Source organism: Armatimonadota bacterium, from assembly GCA_031459765.1.
Taxonomy (GTDB): domain Bacteria; phylum Sysuimicrobiota; class Sysuimicrobiia; order Sysuimicrobiales; family Kaftiobacteriaceae; genus Kaftiobacterium; species Kaftiobacterium secundum.
The window spans coordinates 189,994-213,437 of sequence record JAVKHY010000002.1; the positions used below are offsets into that span (position 1 = coordinate 189,994).

Annotated in this window: 34 protein-coding genes; 19 read left to right on the top strand and 15 right to left on the bottom strand. The window is 70.6% G+C overall.

The window, feature by feature from the left end; all coding sequences use genetic code 11:
• Nucleotides 1–19: 19 nt before the first annotated feature.
• Nucleotides 20–385, top strand: a complete 366-nt coding sequence (locus tag QN141_03590; GenBank protein MDR7557549.1) for a response regulator — start codon at nt 20–22, stop codon at nt 383–385.
• 52 nt (nt 386–437) lie between these two features.
• Here QN141_03590 and QN141_03595 read toward each other — a convergent pair whose 3' ends face one another.
• The 7 genes from QN141_03595 to QN141_03625 form a co-directional block, all read right to left on the bottom strand.
• A complete protein-coding gene (locus QN141_03595; protein ID MDR7557550.1) occupies nt 438–1,340 on the bottom strand; it encodes a nucleotidyltransferase domain-containing protein in 903 nt (300 codons plus the stop codon).
• A 29-nt stretch (nt 1,341–1,369) separates the two neighbouring features.
• Nucleotides 1,370–1,642, bottom strand: a complete 273-nt coding sequence (locus QN141_03600) for a hypothetical protein (protein ID MDR7557551.1) — start codon at nt 1,640–1,642, stop codon at nt 1,370–1,372.
• Between the two features lie 172 nt (nt 1,643–1,814).
• Nucleotides 1,815–2,042, bottom strand: coding sequence for a helix-turn-helix transcriptional regulator (locus QN141_03605; GenBank protein ID MDR7557552.1), 228 nt, complete (start codon nt 2,040–2,042; stop codon nt 1,815–1,817).
• Complete coding sequence (locus tag QN141_03610) at nt 2,039–3,358, bottom strand: tetratricopeptide repeat protein (protein MDR7557553.1); 1,320 nt, start codon at nt 3,356–3,358, stop codon at nt 2,039–2,041. Before QN141_03610 ends, QN141_03605 begins: the two co-directional genes overlap by 4 nt.
• 363 nt (nt 3,359–3,721) lie before the next feature.
• Nucleotides 3,722–3,928 (bottom strand): cold-shock protein, encoded by a 207-nt coding sequence (locus QN141_03615; protein ID MDR7557554.1) that lies wholly within the window; start codon nt 3,926–3,928, stop codon nt 3,722–3,724.
• A gap of 174 nt (nt 3,929–4,102) precedes the next feature.
• Nucleotides 4,103–4,780 (bottom strand): response regulator transcription factor, encoded by a 678-nt coding sequence (locus tag QN141_03620; GenBank protein ID MDR7557555.1) that lies wholly within the window; start codon nt 4,778–4,780, stop codon nt 4,103–4,105.
• A 126-nt stretch (nt 4,781–4,906) separates the two neighbouring features.
• Nucleotides 4,907–5,056 (bottom strand): hypothetical protein, encoded by a 150-nt coding sequence (locus QN141_03625; GenBank protein MDR7557556.1) that lies wholly within the window; start codon nt 5,054–5,056, stop codon nt 4,907–4,909.
• Nucleotides 5,057–5,397: 341 nt separating this feature from the next.
• Here QN141_03625 and QN141_03630 point away from each other — a divergent pair, with 341 nt between their 5' ends.
• Nucleotides 5,398–6,135 (top strand): vitamin K epoxide reductase family protein, encoded by a 738-nt coding sequence (locus QN141_03630; protein ID MDR7557557.1) that lies wholly within the window; start codon nt 5,398–5,400, stop codon nt 6,133–6,135.
• A 112-nt stretch (nt 6,136–6,247) separates the two neighbouring features.
• Nucleotides 6,248–6,604, top strand: coding sequence for a DUF3795 domain-containing protein (locus QN141_03635; protein MDR7557558.1), 357 nt, complete (start codon nt 6,248–6,250; stop codon nt 6,602–6,604).
• Nucleotides 6,605–6,628: 24 nt separating this feature from the next.
• Here QN141_03635 and QN141_03640 read toward each other — a convergent pair whose 3' ends face one another.
• From QN141_03640 to QN141_03675, 8 genes are all read right to left on the bottom strand, one after another.
• Nucleotides 6,629–7,309: a hypothetical protein gene (locus tag QN141_03640; protein MDR7557559.1), complete on the bottom strand. Its 681-nt coding sequence runs from the start codon at nt 7,307–7,309 to the stop codon at nt 6,629–6,631.
• The gene (locus QN141_03645; GenBank protein ID MDR7557560.1) at nt 7,306–7,722 is read right to left on the bottom strand and encodes a cupredoxin domain-containing protein; all 417 of its coding nucleotides are present in this window, start codon (nt 7,720–7,722) and stop codon (nt 7,306–7,308) included. Before QN141_03645 ends, QN141_03640 begins: the two co-directional genes overlap by 4 nt.
• A gap of 79 nt (nt 7,723–7,801) precedes the next feature.
• Nucleotides 7,802–8,275 carry a hypothetical protein gene (locus QN141_03650; GenBank protein MDR7557561.1) on the bottom strand — a complete coding sequence of 158 codons (474 nt, stop codon included), beginning with the start codon at nt 8,273–8,275 and terminating at the stop codon, nt 7,802–7,804.
• Nucleotides 8,272–8,733 carry a hypothetical protein gene (locus tag QN141_03655; protein MDR7557562.1) on the bottom strand — a complete coding sequence of 154 codons (462 nt, stop codon included), beginning with the start codon at nt 8,731–8,733 and terminating at the stop codon, nt 8,272–8,274. Before QN141_03655 ends, QN141_03650 begins: the two co-directional genes overlap by 4 nt.
• 12 nt (nt 8,734–8,745) lie before the next feature.
• Nucleotides 8,746–9,837, bottom strand: a complete 1,092-nt coding sequence (locus QN141_03660) for an ATP-binding protein (protein MDR7557563.1) — start codon at nt 9,835–9,837, stop codon at nt 8,746–8,748.
• Entirely contained in the window at nt 9,834–10,529 is a 696-nt protein-coding gene (locus QN141_03665; protein MDR7557564.1) for a response regulator transcription factor, read from the bottom strand. Before QN141_03665 ends, QN141_03660 begins: the two co-directional genes overlap by 4 nt.
• Nucleotides 10,526–10,861: an SHOCT domain-containing protein gene (locus QN141_03670; GenBank protein ID MDR7557565.1), complete on the bottom strand. Its 336-nt coding sequence runs from the start codon at nt 10,859–10,861 to the stop codon at nt 10,526–10,528. Before QN141_03670 ends, QN141_03665 begins: the two co-directional genes overlap by 4 nt.
• Before the next feature lie 12 nt (nt 10,862–10,873).
• Entirely contained in the window at nt 10,874–11,590 is a 717-nt protein-coding gene (locus QN141_03675) for a hypothetical protein (protein MDR7557566.1), read from the bottom strand.
• Nucleotides 11,591–11,859: 269 nt separating this feature from the next.
• Here QN141_03675 and QN141_03680 point away from each other — a divergent pair, with 269 nt between their 5' ends.
• From QN141_03680 to QN141_03755, 16 genes are all read left to right on the top strand, one after another.
• Entirely contained in the window at nt 11,860–12,594 is a 735-nt protein-coding gene (locus tag QN141_03680) for an ABC transporter ATP-binding protein (GenBank protein MDR7557567.1), read from the top strand.
• Complete coding sequence (locus QN141_03685; GenBank protein MDR7557568.1) at nt 12,591–13,268, top strand: heme exporter protein CcmB; 678 nt, start codon at nt 12,591–12,593, stop codon at nt 13,266–13,268. The genes QN141_03680 and QN141_03685 overlap by 4 nt, the downstream gene beginning before the upstream one ends.
• A gap of 2 nt (nt 13,269–13,270) precedes the next feature.
• Nucleotides 13,271–14,035 (top strand): cytochrome c biogenesis protein CcsA, encoded by a 765-nt coding sequence (gene ccsA / locus QN141_03690; protein MDR7557569.1) that lies wholly within the window; start codon nt 13,271–13,273, stop codon nt 14,033–14,035.
• Nucleotides 14,032–14,160: a CcmD family protein gene (locus tag QN141_03695; GenBank protein ID MDR7557570.1), complete on the top strand. Its 129-nt coding sequence runs from the start codon at nt 14,032–14,034 to the stop codon at nt 14,158–14,160. Before ccsA ends, QN141_03695 begins: the two co-directional genes overlap by 4 nt.
• On the top strand, nt 14,157–14,552 hold the full coding sequence (locus QN141_03700) for a cytochrome c maturation protein CcmE (protein ID MDR7557571.1): 396 nt from the start codon (nt 14,157–14,159) through the stop codon (nt 14,550–14,552). Before QN141_03695 ends, QN141_03700 begins: the two co-directional genes overlap by 4 nt.
• A 26-nt stretch (nt 14,553–14,578) precedes the next feature.
• On the top strand, nt 14,579–16,549 hold the full coding sequence (locus QN141_03705) for a heme lyase CcmF/NrfE family subunit (protein MDR7557572.1): 1,971 nt from the start codon (nt 14,579–14,581) through the stop codon (nt 16,547–16,549).
• Nucleotides 16,549–17,007, top strand: a complete 459-nt coding sequence (locus QN141_03710) for a cytochrome c-type biogenesis protein CcmH (GenBank protein ID MDR7557573.1) — start codon at nt 16,549–16,551, stop codon at nt 17,005–17,007. The genes QN141_03705 and QN141_03710 overlap by 1 nt, the downstream gene beginning before the upstream one ends.
• A 5-nt stretch (nt 17,008–17,012) precedes the next feature.
• Nucleotides 17,013–17,459: a hypothetical protein gene (locus tag QN141_03715; protein MDR7557574.1), complete on the top strand. Its 447-nt coding sequence runs from the start codon at nt 17,013–17,015 to the stop codon at nt 17,457–17,459.
• Nucleotides 17,456–18,601, top strand: a complete 1,146-nt coding sequence (locus QN141_03720) for a hypothetical protein (GenBank protein ID MDR7557575.1) — start codon at nt 17,456–17,458, stop codon at nt 18,599–18,601. Before QN141_03715 ends, QN141_03720 begins: the two co-directional genes overlap by 4 nt.
• A gap of 24 nt (nt 18,602–18,625) precedes the next feature.
• Nucleotides 18,626–18,970 (top strand): hypothetical protein, encoded by a 345-nt coding sequence (locus tag QN141_03725; protein ID MDR7557576.1) that lies wholly within the window; start codon nt 18,626–18,628, stop codon nt 18,968–18,970.
• 8 nt (nt 18,971–18,978) lie between these two features.
• A complete protein-coding gene (locus QN141_03730) occupies nt 18,979–19,635 on the top strand; it encodes a LuxR C-terminal-related transcriptional regulator (GenBank protein ID MDR7557577.1) in 657 nt (218 codons plus the stop codon).
• 48 nt (nt 19,636–19,683) lie between these two features.
• Nucleotides 19,684–19,926, top strand: a complete 243-nt coding sequence (locus QN141_03735; GenBank protein MDR7557578.1) for a hypothetical protein — start codon at nt 19,684–19,686, stop codon at nt 19,924–19,926.
• A gap of 69 nt (nt 19,927–19,995) precedes the next feature.
• Nucleotides 19,996–20,277: a hypothetical protein gene (locus QN141_03740; protein MDR7557579.1), complete on the top strand. Its 282-nt coding sequence runs from the start codon at nt 19,996–19,998 to the stop codon at nt 20,275–20,277.
• Between the two features lie 67 nt (nt 20,278–20,344).
• A complete protein-coding gene (locus QN141_03745) occupies nt 20,345–21,571 on the top strand; it encodes a radical SAM protein (protein MDR7557580.1) in 1,227 nt (408 codons plus the stop codon).
• A 405-nt stretch (nt 21,572–21,976) separates the two neighbouring features.
• A complete protein-coding gene (locus QN141_03750; GenBank protein MDR7557581.1) occupies nt 21,977–22,195 on the top strand; it encodes a helix-turn-helix domain-containing protein in 219 nt (72 codons plus the stop codon).
• A 31-nt stretch (nt 22,196–22,226) separates the two neighbouring features.
• A complete protein-coding gene (locus tag QN141_03755; protein ID MDR7557582.1) occupies nt 22,227–23,360 on the top strand; it encodes a hypothetical protein in 1,134 nt (377 codons plus the stop codon).
• Nucleotides 23,361–23,444: the final 84 nt, after the last annotated feature.

Genomic DNA, 23,444 nt, shown 5'->3' on the forward strand with positions numbered 1-23,444 from the left:
GGCGACCGGGGACGGGCCGGTGGCGACCAGACGCATCCTGGTGGTGGACGACGAAGCCTCCATCCGGGACCTCTGTGCGCGGGTCCTGGGGCGGGCGGGCTTTGACGTGACCGTGGCCGGCGGGGGAGAGGAGGCCGTCGGCCGGTTGCGGGACGAAACCTTCGACGCCGTGATCACCGACATCCGGATGCCCGGCATCTCCGGCCTCGAGGTCCTCGACACAGCCAAACGTACCCAGCCGGGAATCCGGGTCGTCCTCATCACGGGCTTCGGCACGCCGCAGACCCTGGACCGCGCCCGGCAGGGCGGTGCGGACCGCATCCTGACCAAGCCCTTCAATCCCGCCGAACTGCTCACCGCGGTGCGGGACGTGCTGCCGGAGTAGCCGGAATCCGTCGGGGCACCCTGGGCCTCCGCACCGCTCCACGCGCTCCGGATCAGTGCAACCGCTGGTCGGTTCGCCCCCCGGGGAGTTCACAGTACCACGCGGCCAGGCGGGCGAAGGTCACGATCGGGGCGAGCGAGGTGCGGACCGTGGCCACGATCCGCTCCGGGACGGCCAGTCCGGCCCCGGTGAGCAACTGCCAGCGCGACTCCACGGCCGCCGCCAGCTGCAGGGCCAGCTCGGTGGTGAGCAGATGGACGTCGGCCAGCGGGAGGAAGACCTCCCAGCGCCGCGCTGGCCGGGGCATGTCGAAGATGTTCAGCATCGCCTTGGCGATCCCGGTGGCCGCGCCGGCGGCGTTGCTGAACCATCCGATGATCTGACCCAGGCGCTCGGGGTCGCGGCCGGCTGTCTCGGCTTCCCGCGTCGTCGGCTCCAGCACAGCCGCGCTGGACAGGATGCGGGAGAGGCGCCAGCCGATCCGGATCGGATCGAGGTACCGGGGCGGCTGCGGCAGCATCGGCCCGGGCATCCCCAGGATGACCACCCCCAGGCTGCGCGCCTGCTGAATCATCTCCCGCGCCTCGTCCAACAGCGCCCCGCGCTCGCGTTCCAGCCGGGCCATGGCCTGCGCCGTGAAGGCCTCATGGGCCGCCGGGTCGTTGTTCACGAGCAACGTGCCCCCGGTGAGAATCTCGTAGATCACCGGGACGATGTGGGTGTTCAGGGCAAAGGGCATCAGGATGCCGGGGACCTCGCCCAGCGGATTGGCCGCGGAGAGCCGCTCCATATAGGCGGCGATCTCCTCCTCGGTGTACCGCTCGGGGAAGACCAGGGCCACTTCCAGATCGCTGTCCGGCCAAGTGCGGTCGGTGGCGTACTTGCCGTAGAGGTACACGGCGACCACCTCGGCCTCACGCGCGAAAAAGGACCGCAACGCGGTCAGGGCGTTCACAGACCCATCCTAGCAGGGAATGGGGAGGCCTAGCGCGCGGAGCGGAGGCGTTCCTGCAGGCGGTCGGCCAGGGCGACCAGCCAGCGGTTCTGCGCCAGCGAGCGCCGGTGCTGCCGCCTGAGTTCCTGCATCTCCTGGCGTTCCCGCTCCAGGACGACACGGTGCACCGCCGGCCGTGCCCCTCGGGCCCGGCGCCAGTTGCGCCGCTGTTCGTCGATCTCGCGCCGGTGATCGCCCAGCGCCCGGCCGCGGGTTTCCCGGAGGGCGGAGAGGACCTGTCGGTGCTCGCGGACATCCAGCATGGGACACCCCCGCGCAGGACGGCTGCATCCCGCGCAGTGCGATTGTAGGGAGCGTCCCGGCCGGGGACGTCGGGCACGGACCCGATTCGCCCATCGGGCGGGCACCGGATTCTCCCCGCCTCGGGCCGCGCGGGGAACCCCCATGGGAAACTGCCGAAAGTGACTGGAGGCGTTACTGGAGGAGTCCGCGTTCGAACAGGCGGGCGATCATCGCGGCGCGGCTGCCGACGCCGAAGCGGGCAAAGATGCGGCGGAGATGGGTGGAGACGGTCCACATGCTGATCCCCAGGTGACGCGCGATGGCTTTTGTCGGGAGCCCCTGCGCCACCAGCAGCGCGATCTCGCGCTCCCGAGGGCTGAGCCTGTCCCGGGAAGCGGAGGGCGCGCCGGCGACCGTCATGGAGTCGGGGCCGGCACCGCGGGGGTCATGAGCCGGAAGGCCCGGGCAAAGGATGAGGCCGCGGCTTCGTGCTGGCCCAGCGCCAGATAGACGAAGCCGAGATCGCGACAGGCCGCAGACAGCTCCCCGGCCATCTCCAGGCGCTCGAAGATCTCCTCCGCATCGCGCAGCCGCAGGGCCGCTTCGGCAAGCCGTCCGGCGGCCGCCAGTGCGGCCCCGTCGGCCGCCGCGGCCCGCCCCAGTTCGGCCTCGTCGTAGATGCGCCGGGCGATCGCCTCCGCCTCCGCCGCCATCGCCCGCGCCGCGTCGGCGCGCCCCCGGCGGACTTCCAATCGGGCCAGCTCCACCAGGGTCTGCGCCGTCCCTTCGTCGTCGCCGCACCGGCGCGCAAGGTGCAGGCTCTCCTGCAGATCGGCCTCCGCCTCGTCGAGCCTGCCCTGCCCGAGGCGCAGGATGCCGGCACTGCGCTTCACCACCCCCAGCAGGCGAAGGTTCTCATGGAGGCGCAGCAGGACTTCGGCCTGCTGGAGATACCTGTCCGCCTCGTCGAAGGCCTGCTGCCGTTCGGAGGCGACACCGAGATTGAAGAACAGCAGCGCCCGCTGCGCGGGATCCCCGGCACGGCTGAGGAGGGGGATCGCCTGCCGCAGCGCGTCGAGGGCCTGGGCGGGCAGACCGAGCTCCACGTAGACACGGCCGAGGTTGCTGAGCAACTTCCCCAGCAGCTCTCCGTCCTGGACCCCGGCGGCGCGCAGGCGATCGATGCCGACCTGGTAAAGGGCGCGGGCACGGGCGAACTGCCGGGCGCGGAAGGCCAGGAAGCCCTGCGCGTTGGCCGCCGCCGCGACGAGTTCGTCGTCTCCCAGTTCTTCGGCCAGGAGGCGCGCCTCCTCCAGCACCGGCGCAGCCAGGTCGAACTGGCGCAATCCGGCCAGCGCTTGGCCGCGACCGAGCGCGACCCGAATCCGCAGCCGCGGGTCTGCGCTCTCCTCGGCGGGCGGGGCGGCCGAGGTGAAGGCCTCCAGCGCCTCGGTGAACCGGTGTTGTCGGAGCAGGGAGTCGCCGCGGCGGCAGGCGACGGCCGCACGAACCGAGACGGGCGGAGGGGCATCGAGGAGGGCGGAGAGAGGCAGGCGGAGGCGCCCGGCAAGGAGTTGCAGGGTGGCCAGGGACGGGCGCACCCTGTCGTGCTCGATCATGCTGACGTAGCTGGCCGACAGCGACGGTCGGCCGAGATCGCGCTGCGTCAGTCCGAGCGCCTTCCGCGCCTGTCTGATCCGCGCCCCGAGCGTCGTGCCGGGCCCTCCTCCGGCCACTCATCGGGAATTGAACCTACCGACCGGCGATCCGCTCCGCCCTGAGCAGCTCGCCGCCGCCGTGCCCTGCGAAGGCCGGCGGCGTCCAGACCATGAGGAGCGCCGCCAGAGCCACTGCCAGGACCTTCAGCATGGAGGGCCTCCTTTCTGCCCTCCCGCCCGGAACATTCTCTTCCGCCTCATAAATCCCTTCCGGTGGAGATCGGAGATTTCACATATAGTGACGCCAAGGCGCCTTAGGGCCCATGGTTGGCCCATTTAGGCTACGAATGTGTGTTCGAACAGTGGAAACTCAACGACGCAGTACAGGCGGAAAAGCCCCCGCCTCCCCGGTACACGAGGTTTGGAACCCGCTACAAGAGGCTACCCGATAACGCGGACGCGTGTGGCCTGAGGCCCCTTCTGTCCCTGCGTGGCCTCGTACTCGACCTTCTGTCCCTCGTTGAGCGTGCGATAGCCGGTTCCTTCGATCCCTGTGTAATGGACAAAGAGATCCCGGCCGCCGTCGTCAGGGGTGATGAAGCCGTACCCCTTCTCGGCGTTGAACCACTTCACAGTCCCGGTTGCCATGCGCTGAACCCCTGCCCTTCCTCACCGAACTGCCCGCAGGCTTCGCTGCAGACGCTTGGTCCCCCATTCCCCACCGAGGCGGAGCAGTCCTGCTGCCGGCGACCGGCCGAAGGGTCTTTCGCGGGTCCCGCTCAGACCGGGGCCGGCGGAGCGACGACGCCCGTCGGAAGCGGGTCAGGGTTGGATGAGCCCTTTCCGGACGGCGTAGCGCACGAGCAGGCTGCGGTCGTGCAGATCCAGCTTCTCCATGATGTGCGCCCGGTGCGTCTGCACCGTCTTCACGCTGATGAAGAGGCGGTCGGCAATCTGCGCATTCGTCAATCCTTCCGCGATCAGGACCAGAATCTCCCGCTCGCGGTCGGTCAGGCCGTCATACCGGCCCGCCCCCTCTCCCGAGCGCATCCGGTCCAGGTAGTCCTGCACCACGCTGCGCGCGACGGCCGGGTAGAGGAAGGCCTCGCCGCGCGCCGCCGCCCGCACCGCCTCCACCAGATCGGTGGCCGCAGCGCGCTTCAGCACATATCCCGCCGCGCCCAGGCGCAGCAACTGGAAGACGTAGGACTCTTCCTCGTGCATGGTCAGGATCAACACCTGGGTCTCCGGCAGGACGCGGCGGATCTCCTGGGTGGCCTCCACGCCGTTTTTCTTCGGCATGCTGATGTCCATGACGACGACGTCGGGACGCAGTTGCCGCGCCAAGCGGACCGCTTCGTCTCCGTCCCTGGCTTCGCCCACGACCTCCAGGTCGGGCTGCGCGTCCAGGATCATCCGGATGCCCTCGCGGACCACGGCATGGTCCTCCGCGATCAGCACACGGATCTCGGGCGCCGGTTGGGGTGCTGGTCGAGCCATAGGATGACCTCCGCGCGTAGCGTACCAACCCTGCGCGGGGAAGGCCTATCGGCTCACGTCACGATTTTGCGGGTCGGGCCGAGGCCCGAGATTCGCCATCGGGTCCCGGCCGGAGGAACCCCCCGCTCAGATCGGCTCGCTCGCGTCGAAGGGGTCGACGGCCCGGGTCGTCGCCGCCCACAGGCGCAGCAGGGAAACCAGGTGGACCGCCCCGGCCGCCATCCCCACGGCCGCGACCGCGGCCAGAGTCAGCCCCAGGGCGCGCAGTACCCTCATGGCACGCCTCCTCTCGCCTCCATCCTCCTCTGTTTCCTCTCCCGGAGGCAATCGGCACTCCGCCCGATCCGGCTCTCCGCCTCTGGAGGCGTGAATTGATCCCTGAGGAGGAGCCGGACAGGGACGGGACGGCCGAAGGACCGGCCCGGCTCAGATCGAAGAGATCGGATCGTCTCGGGATGAAGACGACGGCCGGCGCGGGGTGACGGATGTACGGACAGGCTCGAGGATCGAATTTCGGGCGGGCGCGAAGGGACGCCCCCACCCGAGGCGCCGCGCCGGGCCGAAGCGGCGCGGATCGCCCCCATCCGGGTCTCCTGGTCCTCTCAGCGGCGGGACTGGTGCTCAGCGCCTACATGCTGTGGACCCGGGCGGCCCACGCGCCGCTGTACTGCCCGCTGGGCAGCGGGTGCGACATCGTCCAGTCGAGCCGGTTCGCGGCGGTCTTCGGCATCCCGGTGTCGCTGCTGGGCGTGCTGTTCTACACGGCGCTCCTCCTCCTGGCCGCCCGGCCCCTGCCCCCTGCCCGGCGTGTGACGCTGGCTCTGCCGCTCGCGGCAGCCGGCCTGGGGGCTTCGCTGGTCTTCACGATCGTCCAGCAGACGGCCATCAGAGCGACCTGCTCGCTGTGCATCGTCTCCGCCCTGCTCACGGCCGCGATCGCCATTCTGGTGTGGCGGGAACCGCGCCGGGGGGACTGGCGGCTCTGGACGGCCACGGCCGTCGCCCCGCTCGTCGCCGCCCTCTTCCTGATCGCCGGGTACACCGCCTCGAGACCGCCGACGGCCGAGCAACTCTACGCCGAGGGGCTGGCGCGTCACCTGACGGCCATCGGCGCGAAGTTCTACGGCGCCTACTGGTGCCCTCACTGCACCAACCAGAAGGAGATGTTCGGCAGGGCCGCGGCACTGCTGCCGTACATCGAGTGCGACCCGCGATCGCCGATCGGGCAACCCCAGGTCTGCGCGGCCGCCCAGATCCGCGCCTATCCCACCTGGGAGATCAACGGGCGGCGGTTTGAGGGGGAACTCTCCCTCCGGCAGCTGGCCGAGCTGTCGGGCTACCGGCCCCCGCCCTGAGGCGCGGCCGCGCCAAGACGGCCCGGACCGGTGCGCCCCGGCCTGGAAATCGGGCACGAACCGGATGGCCGCACTCCGCTTCCCGCGGTACGCTGAATGTAGGTGGACCCTCATGCCCGAGGATTACGCGGCGATCTGCGGCCTCTACTGGGAAGGCAGCGCGTGGTACGAGACGCTGGGGGCGACGTGCGCCACCCAGGGGGAAGCGGCGCTGCCGAAGATCTGTCCGGTCTACGCGTGCGCGAAGGAGCGCGCCGTCGCGCACTGCGGGGTGTGCCCGGAGTTCCCCTGCATCCTCCTCGTGCACATGGCGGCGCAGACCGCGGGGGGCGATCCACGCATCGCTTCAGCCGCGCTGCGGGCCGAACTCGGAGACGACCTGTGGGCGGCCTGGGCACGCCAGCAGCGCACCTGGGTCAACGCCTACTGCCCGCTGCGTGTCCTCCACACAGTAAGCGAGCGGGGCTGAAGAGTCGAAGCCCCTCGCGCCGGGCTACGTCGTGAGCAGGATGGCGAAACCCAGGGCCACGGCGAGGGTGCCCAGGGCACCCGTCGCCCAGGACCGCCGCGGCAGGTACCAGTGGCCGATGCGGTTGAGGATGCGCCGGTTGGCGATCAGAGCCAGCAGCAGGATCAGGGGCGCGATGAAGGCGATGTTGTACAGGAGCAGGTAGGCCAGCCGGGCCGGCAGCGGCTCCCCTGCCAGCAGCCCCAGGACGCCCAGGTAGATCGCCCCGCTGCACGGGACGGTGCACAGCCCCACCAGCCCGCCGGCGATCAGCAGCCCGACCGGCGTGGTCCGCGCCAGGGCCCGGCGCACCGTGCCGTGGAAGCGCGCCGGCATCCCGAGGTGCCATCCCCAACCGGGCAACACAGCGTCCTTGATCATCCACAACCCCAGGATCACGACGACCAGCCCCATCAGGCGCACGGGCAGATGCGTCCGGGTCAGGAACGACACCGCGGAGAGGAGGCCGAGGCCCAGGAGCAGGTAGGTGGCAAACATGCCCGCCACGTACGCGCCGCCCACCCGCCACAGCGGCGGCTGTGCCCGGCCGAAGGCGACGCCGGCCATGAGCAGTGCCGCGAGCGAGAGCAGCACACTGAAGGCGCACGGGTTCACGCCGTCCAGCAGGCCGGAGACGGCGATCGAGGACAGGGTCAGCGGGCTCACCCGCTGACCTCGAGCAGGCCGCGCATCGCCGGGTTCTCCTTGCCGCCGCAGCAGAGGTCGCAGTAGAAGACGTAGGTCCCGGCGGGAATCCGCCCGAGGCGTACGGTCTGCGCCGTCCGGGGCGGCACGCGGACGTCGATATTCAAGGCCTCGATGCGGAATTGATGCCATCCGCCTCCGTCCATGTGCAGCGAGGTGTCCACGTTGACGAAGGTGATCGCCAAGTCCGTCCCCGCCCGTGCCTGCAGGTGCCTGGGCTCGAATCCGGCCATGCTCAAGATGACGCGCTGGCTCTCCGCCGGGGCAGGGCCGGTGGCCTTCGGCGGGCGGAACGGCAGGGTGGCCAGGAACCCCGCCGCGGCGAGCACGGCCAGGGCGGCCAGGGCGAACCCGAGCGCGCGGCGACGAAGCATCCTGCGCCGCCGCGCATCCTCTGATGGTCGGTGCCTTCCCCGGTTCCCGGTCATCGTTGCCTCCTCCGGAGCCTTATCCTTAGTGACACGCCGCCGCAGCCCGGCGGGCATGGCGCAGCGCCCGCAGCATGAGCAGGATCCCCGCGGCGTTGGCGGCCAGACTCAGGACGACAACGTAGAGCTTGTACCGGATCAGAAACGTGGCGGCGGCGGACAGCCCGATGAACGGCACCGCATCGGCCAGATGGTGGAGACAGCAGGCCACCATCGCCGTCGTCGAGGTCGCCGTCCCGCCGGCGGCGACGACCGCCCCGGTTCCGTCCGCCCGGAGGGTTCTCCGGACGTGTGTGTAGAGGGTCGTCTGCGCCCCGAACCCCACGGCGACCAGCACGATGAACCAGAGGTCGGCGCGCCATTGGGACAGCAGGTGAGGCCAGGAGCGTGAGGAGAGGCCGACAATCAGGCTGTAGCCGGCGATCAGGCCGCCCGTGGACAGCACTCCGATCCGGATGGAGCGCCAGTCCGTCGTCGGGAACCCCACGGCCAGACTCATGGGCTCCACCGGAAGGTCCGCGCCGCCACGCCGGCGATACCCTTGATCGCCAGCTCGACCGGCTGGCCGGAGGGAACTTTCGGGAAGATGAGGATGCCCGAGCGGTGATGGCTGTCGTCCGAGGTGCTCACCCAGCGCAGCGGCCGGAAGGTCCTTCCCCCGACGCGCAGCTCGCTGATCTTCACCATGTCGTAGGTGGAGAGATCGCCGCTGTGGGTGGTCAGCGCGACAAGGAAGACCGTGTACCGGTCGGCCTCATCGCCCGCGGCTTCGGGGTCGTCGTATGTGACCTCGATGGCCACGCCGCCCTCACCCCGGTCGCGCTGCACACGGCCGCGTTCGGCGGCAGCCCCGACCGCCGCCCCCTGCTCGGGCGCCGCCGACGGACGCAGCAGGAACAGGTACACGCCGCCGAACACGACGGCGCCGATCGCCATGGCCACGAAGGCCGCTCGCATGACCCCTCCCCCCTATGTCGCCGGCAGGGTGAACCCCACCGTCGTGCCGGCGCCCGGTCTGCTGGTCGCCCACACCCGCCCGCCGTGCGCTTCCACGAGGTGCTTGACGATGGCCAGGCCGAGTCCGGCCCCGCCGGTAGCGCGGGAGCGCGAGCGGTCGACCCGGTGGAACCGGTCGAAGATGCGCGGCAGTTCCTCCTCGGGGATCCCCGGGCCCGTGTCGGAGACCTCCACCTGCACCTCTCCCCCGTGAGGGGACGCCGCCAGGCGCACCGTGCCCCCGGCCGGGGTATACCGGATGGCGTTGTCCAGGAGATTGTGCAGGACCTGGGCGATCCGATCGCGATCTGCCGTGACGCGCAGCGGTGCCGGGGGCAGGTCGAGGACGAGGGCCTTGCCTGCGGCCCGCGGGCGTGCCGCCTCGACGACCTCCCCGGCCAGCGCGGCAAGATCGAGAGGATGCCGCGACAGGGGCAGCTGGCCTTCCTGAGCCAGGGCCAGGTCCCGAAGGTCCCGGACCAGCCGCGTCAGGAGCTGCGTCTGCGCGTGGAGCGACGCCAGACGCTCCGCGGAGACGGGCACGACGCCGTCCAGCATCCCTTCCATGTTGGCCTGCAGCACCGCCAGCGGCGTTCCCAGTTCGTGGGCGATGTCCACCAGCAACTGCCGCCGCACCTCCTCGGCCTGCCGGAGGGAGCCGGCCATGACGTTGAAGGCGCGCGCGGCCCGGGCCAGCTCCTCGCCGCCCGTCTCGGGTACGGTCTGGCGGAGGTCTCCGCGGCCCAGACGCGCCGCCGCGTCGGCAAAGGTCCGCAGCGGCGCCGCGATGGTGCGGGCGACGGCGGTCCCCACCGCGGCCGCCACCAGGAGCCCGATTCCCGCCGCGACCCAGATCGCCCGGCGCACGTCCCCCAGCAGCCGCTGCTCGGGGGCGACCATCATGCTCCGCATCATCGCACTCATCCCGGGCATGGCGCGGGCGTGCTGCAGGAACACCGACACGCGGCGTTCGGCCAGCCGGGCCGTGACCAAGCCCACCACGCCCACGGAAAGCCAGGCCACCAGGACGAGCACCAGTACCAGCCGCACCCGGAGGCTCGTCATGGGAGCGTCTCCGCCAGGCGGTACCCCACGCCGTGGACCGTCAGGATGTACCGCGGATGCTGGGGGTCGGGTTCGAGCTTCTGGCGCAGGTTTTTCACATGGGCGTCCACCGTGCGCTCGTACCCTTCAAACCCGTATCCCTGCACCTGGTCCAGCAGCTGCAGCCGGGTGAAGGCCCGGCCCGGGCTGCGCGCCAGAACGGTCAGGAGGCGGAACTCGGTGGGGGTGAGGTCCAGCACCTGCCCGGCCCGTGAGGCCCGGAAGCGCTGCGGGTCGATCTCCAGGTCGTGCACGCGGATGAGTTCGCCCTCCTCCTCCGCGCCGCGCGAGCGCCGCAGCACGGCGCGGACTCTGGCCACGACCTCGCGGGGGCTGAAGGGCTTGGTGATGTAGTCGTCGGCGCCGAGCTCCAGGCCGATGAGTTTGTCCGATTCCTCGTCGCGCGCCGTGAGCATGATCACCGGGGTGGTGCCCCGGGCGCGAATCCGGCGGCAGACCTCGAAGCCGTCCATTCCGGGCAGCATCAGGTCGAGCAGCACGAGGTCGGGCCGCAGACGGGCGACCTCGTCCACGGCCCGCGCCCCGTCGTCGACGACCACCACCCGATAGCCGTCACGTTCCAGATACTGGCGGACGATGTCCGCGATCTGCGGCTCGTCCTCGACGATGAGCACCGTCCGCCGGTTGCTCACTGCGAAAGCGCCTTCTTCAGCTCCTCGTACTGCTGCGGGGTGATCTCGCCCCGGGCCAGCCGCTGCCTGAGGATCTGCAGCGGCTCGTCATCCGGCGCGGCCCGGCCGATCACGCCCCGGGCGACCAGGACGATGCCCGCGACCAGCAGGATCAGCGCCACCAGCGGGAGGAGGCCGACGCCGCCCCAGCCGTAGCCGCCCATCATGCCCCGGCCCATCATGCCCCCGGGGCCCATCATCCCCCAGCCGCAGAAAGAGGCTCCCAGGAGGGGGACCAGCAGCACGACCCCGAGCACGATCACCAGGACGACCGCCAGGTCGCGATTGGTCATTGTTGTCCCTCCTCAGAAGTGCTTCTCCCGCACAAAGGCGCCGTGCCAGGCGTGATACCAGACCTGCCCGGTGTAGGCGTTGACGCTGAGCATCCCCACCGGCGTCCCGCCCCGTTCGACGTCGAAGGTGAAGTAGCCGTAGAACGCCGTGCCCTCGTCGGGCGACGTCCCGGGGAAGGTCTGGGCCAGATACCGGGCGGCGATCTGGCGGGCGCGCTCGATGGCGAGGGGGGCGGTCTGAGGAGGGGGGGCCTGGAAGGCCGGTCCGCGGCCGTAGCCCGGACCCCAACCGCCCATCATCCCGCCGCCCATCATCCCCGGGCCCATACCCCAGCCAGCCGGCCCCGCCATGTGGCCGTACTTGGTGTTCCACATCATGTTGGGTCCCGGCTCGGGATGCACAAACCCATTGCGCTCCACAATCAGCTCGAAGGCGCCCAATCCGGTGCTCTTCTCCTTCACCAGAACGTAGAAGTGGTTGCTGAACTCCATGACCTCCTCGACAACGAGGTCGGCGTTGCCGTAGGCGGCCAGGGCGTCGCGGGCCCGGGCCGCGGCGTCGTCCAGAGAGGCCACGGCAGCGCCTCCCGCGCCCCACCCGGGGCCCATCATCCCCCAGCCGCCCCATCCACCGCGTCCTCCCGGTCCGGGTTGCGCGAGGCCCGGCAGCGCCAGCGCCGCCGCCACCAGGATCACGCCGATGCCCGCATAGAGATAACGCCTGCGCATCTCGCTCATCTCCTCACCTCTGCGGTCTCGAGGATCGGTCTCCTCTGCCCGTCACACTACCGGCCCCTGATGAAGCCCTCGTGAACGAGAGGTGAAGAATGTGTGACCGCTCACTTCGTATCTTACGCGCGCTGCGCGCGCCTCACCATCGGGCGGCGGCCTGATGGGCAGGGTGGCGAGGACGCGGTCTCCAGTTCTCAGAGGAGGGGAATCGGATCGGAACCTGATACCGCCTGCATCTGCCCCTCCCTAGACTGAGCGAGGAGAGCGTGCATTCCGTACAGGGGCGGATCATGGCGCCGGCGCTGGTGCTGCAGGGAATCACCAAGTCCTTCGGACCGGTCCGCGCCCTGCGCGGGGTCAGCCTGACTGTGGACGACGGCGAAGCGCTGGCCGTCTTTGGGCCCAACGGCGCCGGCAAGACGACGCTGCTCAAGATCGCCGCCACGCTCATGCGCCCCACCGCCGGCCGGGTGCTGGTCCGGGGGATGGACCCCGGCCAGCAGGCGCCGCGCCTGCGGCGGCTGATCGGTCTGGTCTCCCACCACAGTTACCTCTATCCGGGCCTCAGCGGGTACGAGAACCTGCTCTTCGCGGCGCGGATGTACGGCGTGCCCGGCGCGCCCGGGCGCGTCCGTGCCCTGCTAGAGGCGGTGGGGCTGGCCGGGCGCGGGGACGACCTGGTGCGCACCTACAGCCGCGGGATGGCCCAGCGGCTGTCTATCGCCCGGGCCCTCGTTCACGACCCCCCGATCCTCCTGCTCGACGAACCCTACACCGGGCTGGACCGCCAGGCGGCGGCGGGCTTCACCGACCTCCTGCGGGCGATGCGGGGCACGCGCACCATCGTCCTGACCACGCACAGCATCGAGCAGGGGGTGGCCCTCTCCGATCGCGTCGCCATCCTGGTGGACGGGACGCTGGCCTACGAGGCCGACAACGGCGCGCGGGACGTGGATACGGTGGAGCGCGTCTACGCCCAATGCGTGGGGGAGCCGGCGTGAGCGTCCTGGCCGCGGTGCGCCACCTGCTGTGGAAGGACCTGGTGCTCGAGCTGCGCACGCGGGAGATCCTCGCCACGATGACCCTGTTCGCCCTCCTGGTGGCCGTGGTCTTCCACTTCGCCTTCTCGCCCGGGCCCGCCGACGCCGCGCGCCTGCTGCCGGGGATGCTGTGGGTGACCCTGGCCTTCGCCTCCACGCTGGGGCTGTCGCGCTCGTTTGTCCTGGAACGCGACCAGCAGTGTTTGGAGGCGCTGCGCCTCTTCCCGGTGGATCCGGGCCTGATCTACGCGGGCAAGTTCGCGAGCAACCTGCTCTACCTGCTGGCCGTGGAAGCGCTGCTGCTGCCGGCGCTGGGTGGAATCGCCGGCGTCCCGCTGCGGCCGGCGCTGGGCCCCCTGGGGGCGGTCCTGCTGCTCGGGAGCGTCGGGCTCGTCGCGGTGGGCACGGTGTTCTCGGCCGTGTCGGTCCACACCGGCATGCGCGAGGTGCTCCTGCCGATCCTGCTGCTCCCCCTGGCCTCTCCGGTCCTCATCAACGGGGCGCGGGTGACCGCGGGGATTCTGAGCGGGCGGCCGTGGGCCGACCTCCTGCCGGGGGTGCGGCTGCTGATCGCGTTCGATGTGATCTTTGTTGTCGTCGGCTATTTGATCTTCGAGTACGTCGTGGAGGAGTGACCATGGCCGTTCCGGCGATCCGAGAGGTCAGGAGCGCTTCCCCCGGGTTCGACTGGCGGGAAGGCCTCGTCTGGGTTGGCGCCCTGCTGGGCGGGTTCGGCATGTACATGGCGATCCTCTTCGCGCCCGAGGAGGCGACCATGAGCCACGCCCAGCGCATCTTCTACGTCCACGTGCCGGCGGCGTGGGTCGGTTTCCTGGCGTTCGCCGTGGTCTTCGTCGCCAGCGCCGCGTTCCTGTGGACCCGCCGGCGGGCCTTCGATCTCGCCGCCCACGCCAGTACCGAGATCGGCGTGGTCTTCACCACGCTGGCCATCATCAGCGGCGCGGTGTGGGGGAAGGCGGTCTGGGGGACCTGGTGGACGTGGGACCCGCGTCTGACCACCACCTTCATGCTCTGGTTCATCTACACCGTGTCGTTGATGGTTCGCGCCTACGGCGGCCCCTCGGGCCAGAGCGCCCGCTTCGCCGCCGTGCTCGGCGTTGTCGGCTTCCTGGACATCCCGCTGATCCACCTCTCCGTCCTCTGGTGGCGGTCGCTGCACCCGCTGCCGGTGGTCCTCCGGACGGAGGGTTTCGGCACGGGGCTGCCGCCCCAGATGCTCTGGGCGCTGCTGACCAACGTGGCGGCCTTCACGGTGCTGTACATCCTATTGTTCAGCATCCGGCGCGCCCAGCTCGCGGCCCAGGACGCCCTCAGCGCGCAGCAGGAGCAGGGGCGACGGACCCGGCCGACCGCGGAGGCTGCGAAGGAGGGATGGCGATGAATCCGTTGACGGCGATGTTCATCGGCTTCGCCGTGGTCTGGGTCGGGCTCTTCCTGTATGTGCTGCGGCTGCACCGCCTGGGGCGCGAGATCGAACGGAAGCTCCGCACGGAGTCCCGACCGTGAGCCGCACGGGTCGAAAGATCCTGGTCGCTGCGGCCACCTTCGTCCTGGCCGGAACCTACCTGGCCTACAGCGGCGCGCGCAACAGTATGGCCTATTACCTGACGGTGGGGGAGCTACTCGACCGGGCCGGGTCGGTCCGCGACGCCGATATCCGCCTCGGCGGCAGGGTGGCGGCGGGCGGCGTGGTCTGGGACCAGGTCTCGGGCGACCTGGCGTTCCAGATCACCGACGGGAGCCGCACCCTGCCGGTCCGCTACCGGGGCGTGGTGCCGGACGCCTTCAAGCCTGGGGCCGACGTGGTGGTGGAGGGGCGCTTCGACGGCACGACGTTCCAGGCCCGGCGCCTGTTCGCCAAGTGCCCCTCCAAATTCGAGGCGAAGCCGCCTCGTTGAGCGACGATCCATGAGGAGCCCGCGCGATGGATGAGGTCGGGACGCTGGCCGTCGGGATGGCCTTCGTCGTGTCGCTCTATGGACTGGCCGCCCCCCTGATGGGGCAGAGAGGGCGGCGACCGGAGCTCCTCCGCAGCGCGGTGAACGCCGTCTACGCCAACGCCCTGTTGCTGGTCGTCGCCGCCGCCAGCCTCCTGCGGGCGCTGCTCCGGCGCGACTTCGGCAACGCCTACGTCGCCAGTTACACCAGCCGCGACCTGGGGTTCTGGTATACGGTCTCGGCCTTCTGGGCCGGGCAGGCCGGGTCCCTGCTGTTCTGGGCCCTGATGCTGGCCGGCTTCGCCGCCCTCGTGGTCTGGCGGCGGGGTCAGCACCGGGCGTTGATGCCCTACGTCGTGGCCACACTGATGGGGACCAGCGCCTTCTTCACCGGGCTGTTGACCTTCGTCAGTTCCCCCTTCGCCCGGCTCCCCTTCGCCCCGCCCGACGGGGCCGGGTTGAACCCGCTGCTGCAGAACCCGGGGATGTTCTTCCACCCGCCGACGCAATACCTGGGCTACGTGGGCTTCACCGTCCCCTTCGCCTTTGCCATCGGGGCCCTGGCCACCGGCCGGCTCGACGACGAATGGATCCGGGCCACCCGACGCTGGACCCTGCTGAGCTGGTTCTTCCTCTCCTGGGGGATCATCTTCGGCATGATGTGGGCCTACGTGGAACTGGGCTGGGGCGGCTACTGGGCCTGGGACCCGGTGGAGAATGCCAGCCTGATGCCCTGGCTCACGGCCACCGCCTTCCTGCACTCGGTGATGATTCAGGAGAAGCGCGACATGCTGAAGGTGTGGAACCTGGTCCTGATCATCCTCACCTTTGTGCTGTCCATCTTCGGCACCTTCCTCACGCGCAGCGGCGTGCTCAGTTCGGTGCACTCCTTCGCCCTGAGTTCCCTGGGGCCGCTGTTCTTCGTCTTCATCCTGCTCGTCCTGGGGGCCTCGATCATCCTGCTGGTGGCCCGGCTGCCCCTGCTCCACAGCCGGGCGGAGCTGGACTCCCTGCTCTCCCGCGAGTCGAGCTTCCTGTTCAACAACCTGATTCTGGTCGGCGCGGCCTTCTCCGTCTTCCTGGGCACGGTCTTCCCCATCCTGAGCGAGGCCGTACGGGGGGTGAAGATCAGCGTCGGCCCGCCCTTCTTCAACCAGGTGAATGTGCCGATCGGACTGGCCGTCCTGTTCCTCATGGGCGTCTGCCCGCTGCTGGCCTGGCGCAAGGCGTCCCCGCGCAGCCTGCGCCGCAACTTTCTGGTGCCGGGAATGCTGGGCCTGCTCGCCGCGCTGCTCCTGCGGGTCCTCGGGATGACCCACCCCCTGGCCCTGGTCGCCTTCGCCCTGTGCGTCTTCGTCACGGCGGCCATCCTGCAGGACTTCCACCGCGGCGCGATGGTGCGGCGCAGCCACGGCGAGCCCTATCTGCTGGCCGCGGTGCGGCTGGTCGCCCGCAACCACCGGCGTTACGGCGGGTACGTGGTCCACCTGGGGATGATTCTGCTGTTCGCGGGGATCGCCGGCGGTGCCTTCAGCACCGAGCGCGAGGTGGTGTTGAGGCGGGGCGAAACGGCGACGGTCCACCAGTACCTGCTCCGTTACGAAGGCGCCAGCACCTACCCTACGCGCAGTGCCCTGGTCACGGCGGCGACCCTGACCGTCTTCAATTCGGGGAAGCCGGTCGCCGTGCTCACCCCCCAGCGCAACATCCACAAGACCCACGAGGACCAGCCGATGACGGAGGTGGCCATCCGCAGTACCTGGCGCGAGGACCTCTATGTCATCCTGGCCGGACTGGGCGAGGACGGCACGGCGAACTTCCGGGTGATCATCAACCCGCTGATGATGTGGATGTGGGCGGGCGCCGCGGTGCTCACGGTGGGGACGCTGATCGCCTTCTGGCCGGAACGGGGTGAGGCGCTGCGGAACCGCGCGCGCTATCTGGTGGAGGCGGCCTGATGCGGATCCTGGTGCTGATCGCCGCGCTGACTCTGACCCTGGCCGCGCACCCGTCCGTCGCCCGCGGGGCGGACCGTGGATTGGCCGGGGAGTTCATGTGCCAGTGCGGCTGCGGCCTGACGCTGGCCAGCTGCACACATCTCTCCTGCGGCCCGCGCGATGCGGCCCTGGCCGAACTGGCCAGCCTGGAGCGGGCGGGCCGCAGCCGGGCGGAGATCCGGGCCGCGTTCGTCGCGCGCTACGGCGAGAGGGTGCTTGCCGCGCCGCTGCGGCGGGGGTTCAACCTCCTGGCCTACTGGGGCCCGTACTGGGCCATCGGCTCGGGAGCCCTGGTGATCGTGGCGCTGGCCCTGGCCTGGACCCGCCGCGGGGAAGGGGCGGGGCACGCGGCGGCGCCGGCGCTGAGCAGGGAGCAGCGCGAGTGGCTGGAGCGCCAGCTCCGGGCGCTGGAGGACTGAGGACGATGGAGCTGTTGACCATGCTCGTCCTGATCGCCGGCACCGCACTGCTCATCCTGTGGCCGCTGTTCGCCCCGCCACGGAACGACGAGGAGCCTCCCGCCCCGCCCCCGGAGACGAAGAGCCGCGCCGCGCTGCTGGCCATCAAGGAACTCGAGTTCGACTTCGCCACCGGCAAGATCGCCGAGGACGACTACCTGACCCTGCGCCGCCGCTACGAAGCCAGGGCCGTCGAGGCGCTGCAGGCGCCGCCGCCCCCTCCGCAGATCTCCGACGACGACCTGGAGGCGGAGATCCGGGCCGCGCGGAGCAGACGGCTCTGCGCCTCGTGCGCGGCGGCCCTCCCCGCGGGGGCGCGCTACTGCCCCAGCTGCGGTGCCGCCGTGGGGAAGGCGGCCGCAGGCGGGCCCCCGGTTGCCCCGGAGCGCCCGGTAGCGGAGGGACGGCGATGAGGGGGCACGTTGCCGCGGCGGCAAGGGCGGTGGCGATCCTGCTCCTCGCCGCGCCCGGAGCTCTGGCGGCCGCATCTCCACCCCTGCGGACGATCCAGGGCACGGTGACGAACCACACCGGTCCGCCCCGGCCCGTTGTCGGGCAGGAGGTCAGGCTTACCGCGTACGTCAACGGCGCGGAAGCCGACTGGCAGACGGCACGGACAGGCAGGCGGGGGGAGTTCTCCTTCACCGTGCCCGGCGAGGCGGACCGGACCTACACGCTCCAGGTGAAATACAAGGGCGGCGAGTACGACAGCCCGCTCATCGTCTTCAAACCCGGGGAAACCCTCCGCCGGGTGACGATGCGCGTCTACGAACCGACCGCCGACCCCGGGGTCCTGCGCGTCGCCGTCCATCACGTCATCGTCGAAGCCGGGGAAGGCGCCGTGCGGGTGGCGGAGCTTCTCCTCTTCACGAACACCAGCAACCGGACCTACGTCGGCGGCGCCCCGCGCGCCGACGGCAGGCGGGAGACGCTGCGGATCACGCTCCCCGCAGGCGCCGGCAACATCCAGTTCATGGAAGGCCTGATGGAGTGCTGCGTCTCGGCCACCGACACCGGTCTCGTGGACACGATGGACGTGGAACCGGGGATGCGCCAGATCGCCTACAGCTACACGCTGTCCGTCCCCGGCGGACGGCTGACGCTGGCGCGGCGGCTGGATTATCCGACCGATCGTGTGGAGGTCCTCGCCCGCGCCGGAGCGGAGGTGCAGGCGGTCCCGCTCCGCCGCGGGGAGGACGTCGAGACCGATCAGGGAACCTATCGGCGTTTCTCCGCGTCGAACGTCGCGGCCGGGACCGAGCTCCGGATCGCCGCGAGCGGTCTCGCTGCTCCGCAGCCGCGTCTGCGGCAGGCGGCGCTCGCCGCCTTCGCCGGTATCGCGGCCGCGGCTCTGGCCTCCCCCGCGCTCCGGCGGCGTCGCCGCAACCGCCGCGACCGGGACACCGTTGCGAGCGGCGGAGAAACACGCCGGGACCTGATCGCGGCGGTGGCCGCGCTGGACGACCGGTTCGAGGCCGGAGAGATCCCGGAAGAGGAGTACAGGCAGCGGCGGGCGCGCTATCTGGAACGGCTGCGCCGCATGCCCGCTGCCTGATCACGGCAGGAGGAGGTGGAAGCAGTGAGGGCATCTGTCGCGCTCGCGGTCGCCGCGGGCATCGTGCTGCTGACGGGAGCGGCGCTGGCCCGGCCGGCCGACCTCGCCCTGTTCAAGCAGGTCTACAACCCGCCGGCGGGGAGCAAGGTGGCCACGGCGGGGTGTCTGCTCTGCCACGACAAGGCGCCTTTCACCAAGACGGGGCTCAACCCGTACGGCAAGGACCTGGCCAAGCAGGGCAGCCCGCTCAAGCCGGCATCCTTCAAGGCGGTGGAGGCGCTGGACTCCGACAAGGACGGGTTCGCCAACCTCAAGGAGATCCAGGCCGGCACCCTGCCCGGAGATCCGGCGAGCAAACCTGCCCGCTAGGGACCGCGATGGCGTCCCCGCTGCCGAGGGTCGATCTGGCCGAGTTCGTAGCCGGTGCGGGGGAAGCCGCGTTCGCGGTGGACGCGGCGCACACCATCGTGGCCTGGAATTCCGCGGCCGAGGACCTCCTGGAGGTCAAGGCGGGAGAGGTCCTCGGCCGCGACTGCAGCGTGGTCATCGGCGGCCGCAACGCCGAGGGACACGTGGTGTGCTCGACGCTGTGTCCCTACCGGCAGGCCGTCCGCCGCAACGAACGCCCGCCGACGATGGACCTGCAGGTCCGCCGCAACGGACGGCCGCCCCTCTGGGTCCGGATGATCTCCATCGTCGTGACCGCCGGCGACCCGTACGTGGTGCACATCCTGCACGACATCACCGACGACCGCAGTCGGGAAGTCTTCGTCCAGCAGGTTTTGCAGGCCGCCTCCTCGCTGTCGGGCCGGCGCGAGGCGGGAACTCCGCCCGCCCCCCCTGCGCTGCTCTCCCCCCGGGAGCGAGAAATCCTGCGGCTGCTGGCGACCGGGGCGGGGACGCGCGCCATCGCCCAGGCGCTGTGCATCAGCCCCGCTACCGTCCGCAACCACATCCAGCAGATCATGACCGCCCTGCACGCCCACAGCCGGCTGGAGGCGGTGGTCAAGGCCCTGCGGCAGCGGCTCATCTGAGGCCTCCCGACCCCCCGGGACCCTATCCCAGAATCGGGCGAGGGCCCGATGCCTGCCCCGCCGGGCCCCGCCTATGGTGGGGCTGGAGCGAGGAATCCGGGAGGCGTACCCATCGTCGAGGAGTGGCTGGCCTGGTATCTGGTTCGCGAGCGGGAGCGCCAGCTCCAACGCCAGGAGCTGATCCGCGAAGCGGCCCGCCAGCAGCAGCGCCGCGGCGCGGTCATTGGACCGTTGCGCCCACGGCAGAGCGACGCGACCGAGGGCGTCCATCGCGATCGCCGGGCGGCCTGACGGACGGCGTCCTCAACCGTCCGTGGTCAGTCGACCTCCTTTCGTACGACTCCCCCGACAGGAGTGGCGATGCTACCCGAACACCGGCGTGCGCTCCACGAGGTCAAGACGACGTCGATGCGGGCGCTGGGCTCTCACCGCGAGGCGCTCCGCCCCCACAGGGGCGTCGCCCGCAGGGTCCTCCTCGCGGAGCGCGAGCGCACCCGCCGCGCCGCCGAAGAATACCAGCACCGCCTGAACGCGGCGAAGGCGGAGGCGCAGGAGTTCCGTGTCCTCTGGGCCCAGGCCAAGAAGGACGGCCGGCGCCTGCTGGAGTTCATCGACCGACACCTGAGACGCCGCGCGGCCTGAGCCTGCTCCCGGACCGGAATTTCGGCCCTCGGTCGGGTTCCCCTCCCGCCGCCGGGGCGATGAGACCATGACGACGGTGTCCTCCTATCGCCTGACGGTGAAGGACGAAGCCGTGGTGGTCACGGCCCAAGACGACGGCGCGGAAAGCGTCTTCACCTTCGACCGTGCCGGCCGGTTCTTTGCCGCCTGGCTCGGGCAGCGGCTCTACCGTCGGGCCCTGTCCGGCCGGATGGTCGAGAAGTGGACCGACCGCCGCAGCCCGGACCATGTGGTGCATCGCCGTACGCTGGACTCCCGTGAGGCCGACCTGCTCCTCGACCGGGCCGCAGAGGCTGCCGCCCGGACCGCCGTCGCACTCGGCCGCGGGGAGGTCGAGCTCGTCTGGTCCGCCGCAGGCCCGGTCTCGGAGGCGGAGGCGGAGCGGCTGGTCCGTGCCGCGGCGGCCTTCGACCGGCATGTCGCCCGCCGGGACGCCCGGCGCTACGCCGAGGTGTACCGCCCCGTCGGCATCCTCCCGCCCGACCAATATCTCGCCCTGGTGATCCAGCTCACGGAAGGCTGCCACTGGAACCGCTGCACCTTCTGCACCTTCTACCGCGACCAGCCGTTCCGCGTGAAGCCGCTGCCGGAACTGGAATCCCACGTCCGCGAGGTGACGGCCTACCTCGGAGAAGGGCTCACCTTGCGACGGAGCCTGTTCCTGGGGGAAGCCAACGCCCTCTGCCTGCCCACCGATGACCTGATAGCCCGGCTGGCGTTGATCCACCGCTGGTTCGATGCGGACGGCGCCTTCCCGCGCGGGATGTACGCCTTCCTGGACGTGTTCACCGGACGGCGGAAGTCCGCGGAGGAGTTCGCAGAGCTGCGGGTGCGCGGACTCCGCCGTGTCTACGTGGGCCTGGAGAGCGGTGACGGGGATCTGCTGCGGTTCCTGAACAAGCCCCAGCGTCCCGAACACGCCGTGGAGCTGGTGCGGGCGCTCAAAGCGGCCGGCCTCTCCGTGGGTGTGATCGTCATGGCCGGGGTGGGCGGCGATCGCTTCGCCGACGCCCATGTCGCGGGCACCCTGGGCGTCCTGAACGCCCTTCCCCTCGATGCCGGCGATCTGGTGTACCTCTCGGCATTCGTGGAGTACCCGCACAGCGATTACGAACGCGCGGCCCGGGAGGCGGGCCTGAGGCCCCTGGGGCCCCACGAGATCCGCAACCAGATCCGGCTCCTTCGCGAGGGAGTGCGCCGCGGACCGGACGGCCCCCGCGTGGCGCGCTACGACATCGCCGAGTTCATCTACTGAGCGGTGCGCCCGCCGATCCCGCGGCCATCGGGCGGCCGCCTGATTCGCCTCCTCTGGCCGCCCTGGTGCGCTCTGTCGCGAAGTGGGTGCAATCGCATCATCGACAGCCCCATTCCTGCCCTTCTAACCTGACGGATAGGGATCACGTTGTGCGGAGCACGCACAGAAGCCGGAGGGCACCAGGGGAGCGGCACCGAGCGGCAGAGGGGGACGTCTCCGGCGGTATCGGGCGCCTGCCCGATGGCCGGTCCCTCCGATCGGGCTGATGCCGCCGTGCGGACAGTTGATGCAATCGCATCATAGGCGTTGCCTCCGACCCTCCCGTACGCTAGGGGCGGATGCGTATCGCTCGCCCGGAATGCGCGCGATGACGCATGCCGGGGGGGCGAAGCAACGGAGGCGGCCATGGACGCCGACAAACGCTATCTCTCAAGGCTGGAGGTGGCAAGGCTGTTTGAGGTGTCCCCGCACACCGTGTACCGCTGGACGCGCGAGGGGCGTCTTCCGTTCGTGCTGACGCCGGGGGGCCGGCGGCGGTATCCCCGCGAGGAAATTGAACGCCTGGCCGCCACCTGGCTGCAGGTGCACGCGCCGTCGGAACGACCGCTGCGCAAAGCGGGCTAGCAAAGGACACCGTGCCTGGGGAGGAGAGGCCATGAGAAGTCGTGTTGCGTGGGTGCGTCTGGGGGTCATCCTGACCGTGGCGCTCGCCGTCCTGCTTCTCGGCGGGACGGTCCTGGTCCGGGCGCAGGCCGACATCCGCGCCCAGTGGGCCACGACGGGGCACGCCAACCGCGAACTGGCCCGGCTGGAGGCCACCGTAGACCACCGCGGGGCCTTTGCCGCCCACTGCGCGCGCTGTCATGCCGAGCAGGGCTTCCTGGCCTGGCTGCCCCAGCTGAACGCCGGCAACCCGGGGTTCATCGCCAAGCCCGACGGCAGCGCCGCCGACATCCCCTTCCTGACCAATCTGGGGCTGACCCGGTTCTCCGTACGGCCGGTGACGTGCGCCACCTGCCACAACCCCGACTTCACCGTCCGGGTCACCCAGTCCACCGCCGTCCTGCCGTCGGGGTTCCGGGCGATCGGGGTCGGATTGGGCGCACAGTGCATGACCTGCCACAACTCCCGCAACGGTGCCCGGGCCTGGAACCTGGAGGATCCGAGGAGCTACTCCGCACCGCACACGGCTTCCCAGGCGGACGTGATCATGGGCAAGAACGCCTTCTTCGTCCCGCCCGCGGAGGCCACGATCTCGCCCCACGCCACCTTCGTCGGGGACGCCTGCGTGACGTGCCACATGCGCTTCAGCAAGGCCAGCCACACCTTCAAGGCGGCGGAGAACGTCTGTGTCCGCTGCCACGGGGCGGACATGACGGCCCAGCGCGTGCAGAGCGGCATCGAGACGACCCTGCACGAGGTGGAGAAGGCGATCACGGCGAGGATTCTGGCCCGGCGCGACCGCATCGCCACCATCCGCGCCTGGGATCCGAAGACGGACGTCTACACCGACAACGTCCGGCTCGATCCGGCCCAGATCACGGCCCTCCACCTGACGGAGATCCACGGCCAGATCGGGCTCAAGTTCACCCTGCGGGAGGGCCGGGAACTGTACAGCCAGATCGGCAGCGTGGTGGACCGCGCCGGCAGGCCCGTCGTGGCCACGAACGACGTCATCATCCGCGCCGCCTGGAACTACTTCCTGATCGAGGGGGACGACAGCCTCGGCGTGCACAACCCGCGCTTTGCCCGGACGGTGCTGCTGGCCACGCTGGACGCGCTCAAGTAAGCGGACGCCGCTCCACAGGGGCGCAGGGCCGGCAGACACGCGGGGGGACGGCTGTGCGGGGCGGCCGTCCCTCCTGCTTTCGGG

Excerpts from the sequence above, each read along its gene's own strand:
- QN141_03600 (MDR7557551.1), bottom strand. The coding sequence starts at position 1,642 with ATGCTGGATGTCCGCGAGCACCGACAGGTCCTCTCCGCCCTCCGGGAA.
- QN141_03605 (MDR7557552.1), bottom strand. The coding sequence starts at position 2,042 with ATGACGGTCGCCGGCGCGCCCTCCGCTTCCCGGGACAGGCTCAGCCCT.
- QN141_03615 (MDR7557554.1), bottom strand. The coding sequence starts at position 3,928 with ATGGCAACCGGGACTGTGAAGTGGTTCAACGCCGAGAAGGGGTACGGC.
- QN141_03620 (MDR7557555.1), bottom strand. The coding sequence starts at position 4,780 with ATGGCTCGACCAGCACCCCAACCGGCGCCCGAGATCCGTGTGCTGATC.
- QN141_03625 (MDR7557556.1), bottom strand. The coding sequence starts at position 5,056 with ATGAGGGTACTGCGCGCCCTGGGGCTGACTCTGGCCGCGGTCGCGGCC.
- QN141_03635 (MDR7557558.1), top strand. The coding sequence starts at position 6,248 with ATGCCCGAGGATTACGCGGCGATCTGCGGCCTCTACTGGGAAGGCAGC.
- QN141_03645 (MDR7557560.1), bottom strand. The coding sequence starts at position 7,722 with ATGCTTCGTCGCCGCGCGCTCGGGTTCGCCCTGGCCGCCCTGGCCGTG.
- QN141_03650 (MDR7557561.1), bottom strand. The coding sequence starts at position 8,275 with ATGAGTCTGGCCGTGGGGTTCCCGACGACGGACTGGCGCTCCATCCGG.
- QN141_03655 (MDR7557562.1), bottom strand. The coding sequence starts at position 8,733 with ATGCGAGCGGCCTTCGTGGCCATGGCGATCGGCGCCGTCGTGTTCGGC.
- QN141_03660 (MDR7557563.1), bottom strand. The coding sequence starts at position 9,837 with ATGACGAGCCTCCGGGTGCGGCTGGTACTGGTGCTCGTCCTGGTGGCC.
- QN141_03670 (MDR7557565.1), bottom strand. The coding sequence starts at position 10,861 with ATGACCAATCGCGACCTGGCGGTCGTCCTGGTGATCGTGCTCGGGGTC.
- QN141_03675 (MDR7557566.1), bottom strand. The coding sequence starts at position 11,590 with ATGCGCAGGCGTTATCTCTATGCGGGCATCGGCGTGATCCTGGTGGCG.
- ccsA (MDR7557569.1), top strand. The coding sequence starts at position 13,271 with ATGGCCGTTCCGGCGATCCGAGAGGTCAGGAGCGCTTCCCCCGGGTTC.
- QN141_03695 (MDR7557570.1), top strand. The coding sequence starts at position 14,032 with ATGAATCCGTTGACGGCGATGTTCATCGGCTTCGCCGTGGTCTGGGTC.
- QN141_03705 (MDR7557572.1), top strand. The coding sequence starts at position 14,579 with ATGGATGAGGTCGGGACGCTGGCCGTCGGGATGGCCTTCGTCGTGTCG.
- QN141_03710 (MDR7557573.1), top strand. The coding sequence starts at position 16,549 with ATGCGGATCCTGGTGCTGATCGCCGCGCTGACTCTGACCCTGGCCGCG.
- QN141_03715 (MDR7557574.1), top strand. The coding sequence starts at position 17,013 with ATGGAGCTGTTGACCATGCTCGTCCTGATCGCCGGCACCGCACTGCTC.
- QN141_03720 (MDR7557575.1), top strand. The coding sequence starts at position 17,456 with ATGAGGGGGCACGTTGCCGCGGCGGCAAGGGCGGTGGCGATCCTGCTC.
- QN141_03730 (MDR7557577.1), top strand. The coding sequence starts at position 18,979 with ATGGCGTCCCCGCTGCCGAGGGTCGATCTGGCCGAGTTCGTAGCCGGT.
- QN141_03735 (MDR7557578.1), top strand. The coding sequence starts at position 19,684 with ATGCCTGCCCCGCCGGGCCCCGCCTATGGTGGGGCTGGAGCGAGGAAT.
- QN141_03740 (MDR7557579.1), top strand. The coding sequence starts at position 19,996 with ATGCTACCCGAACACCGGCGTGCGCTCCACGAGGTCAAGACGACGTCG.
- QN141_03745 (MDR7557580.1), top strand. The coding sequence starts at position 20,345 with ATGACGACGGTGTCCTCCTATCGCCTGACGGTGAAGGACGAAGCCGTG.
- QN141_03750 (MDR7557581.1), top strand. The coding sequence starts at position 21,977 with ATGGACGCCGACAAACGCTATCTCTCAAGGCTGGAGGTGGCAAGGCTG.
- QN141_03755 (MDR7557582.1), top strand. The coding sequence starts at position 22,227 with ATGAGAAGTCGTGTTGCGTGGGTGCGTCTGGGGGTCATCCTGACCGTG.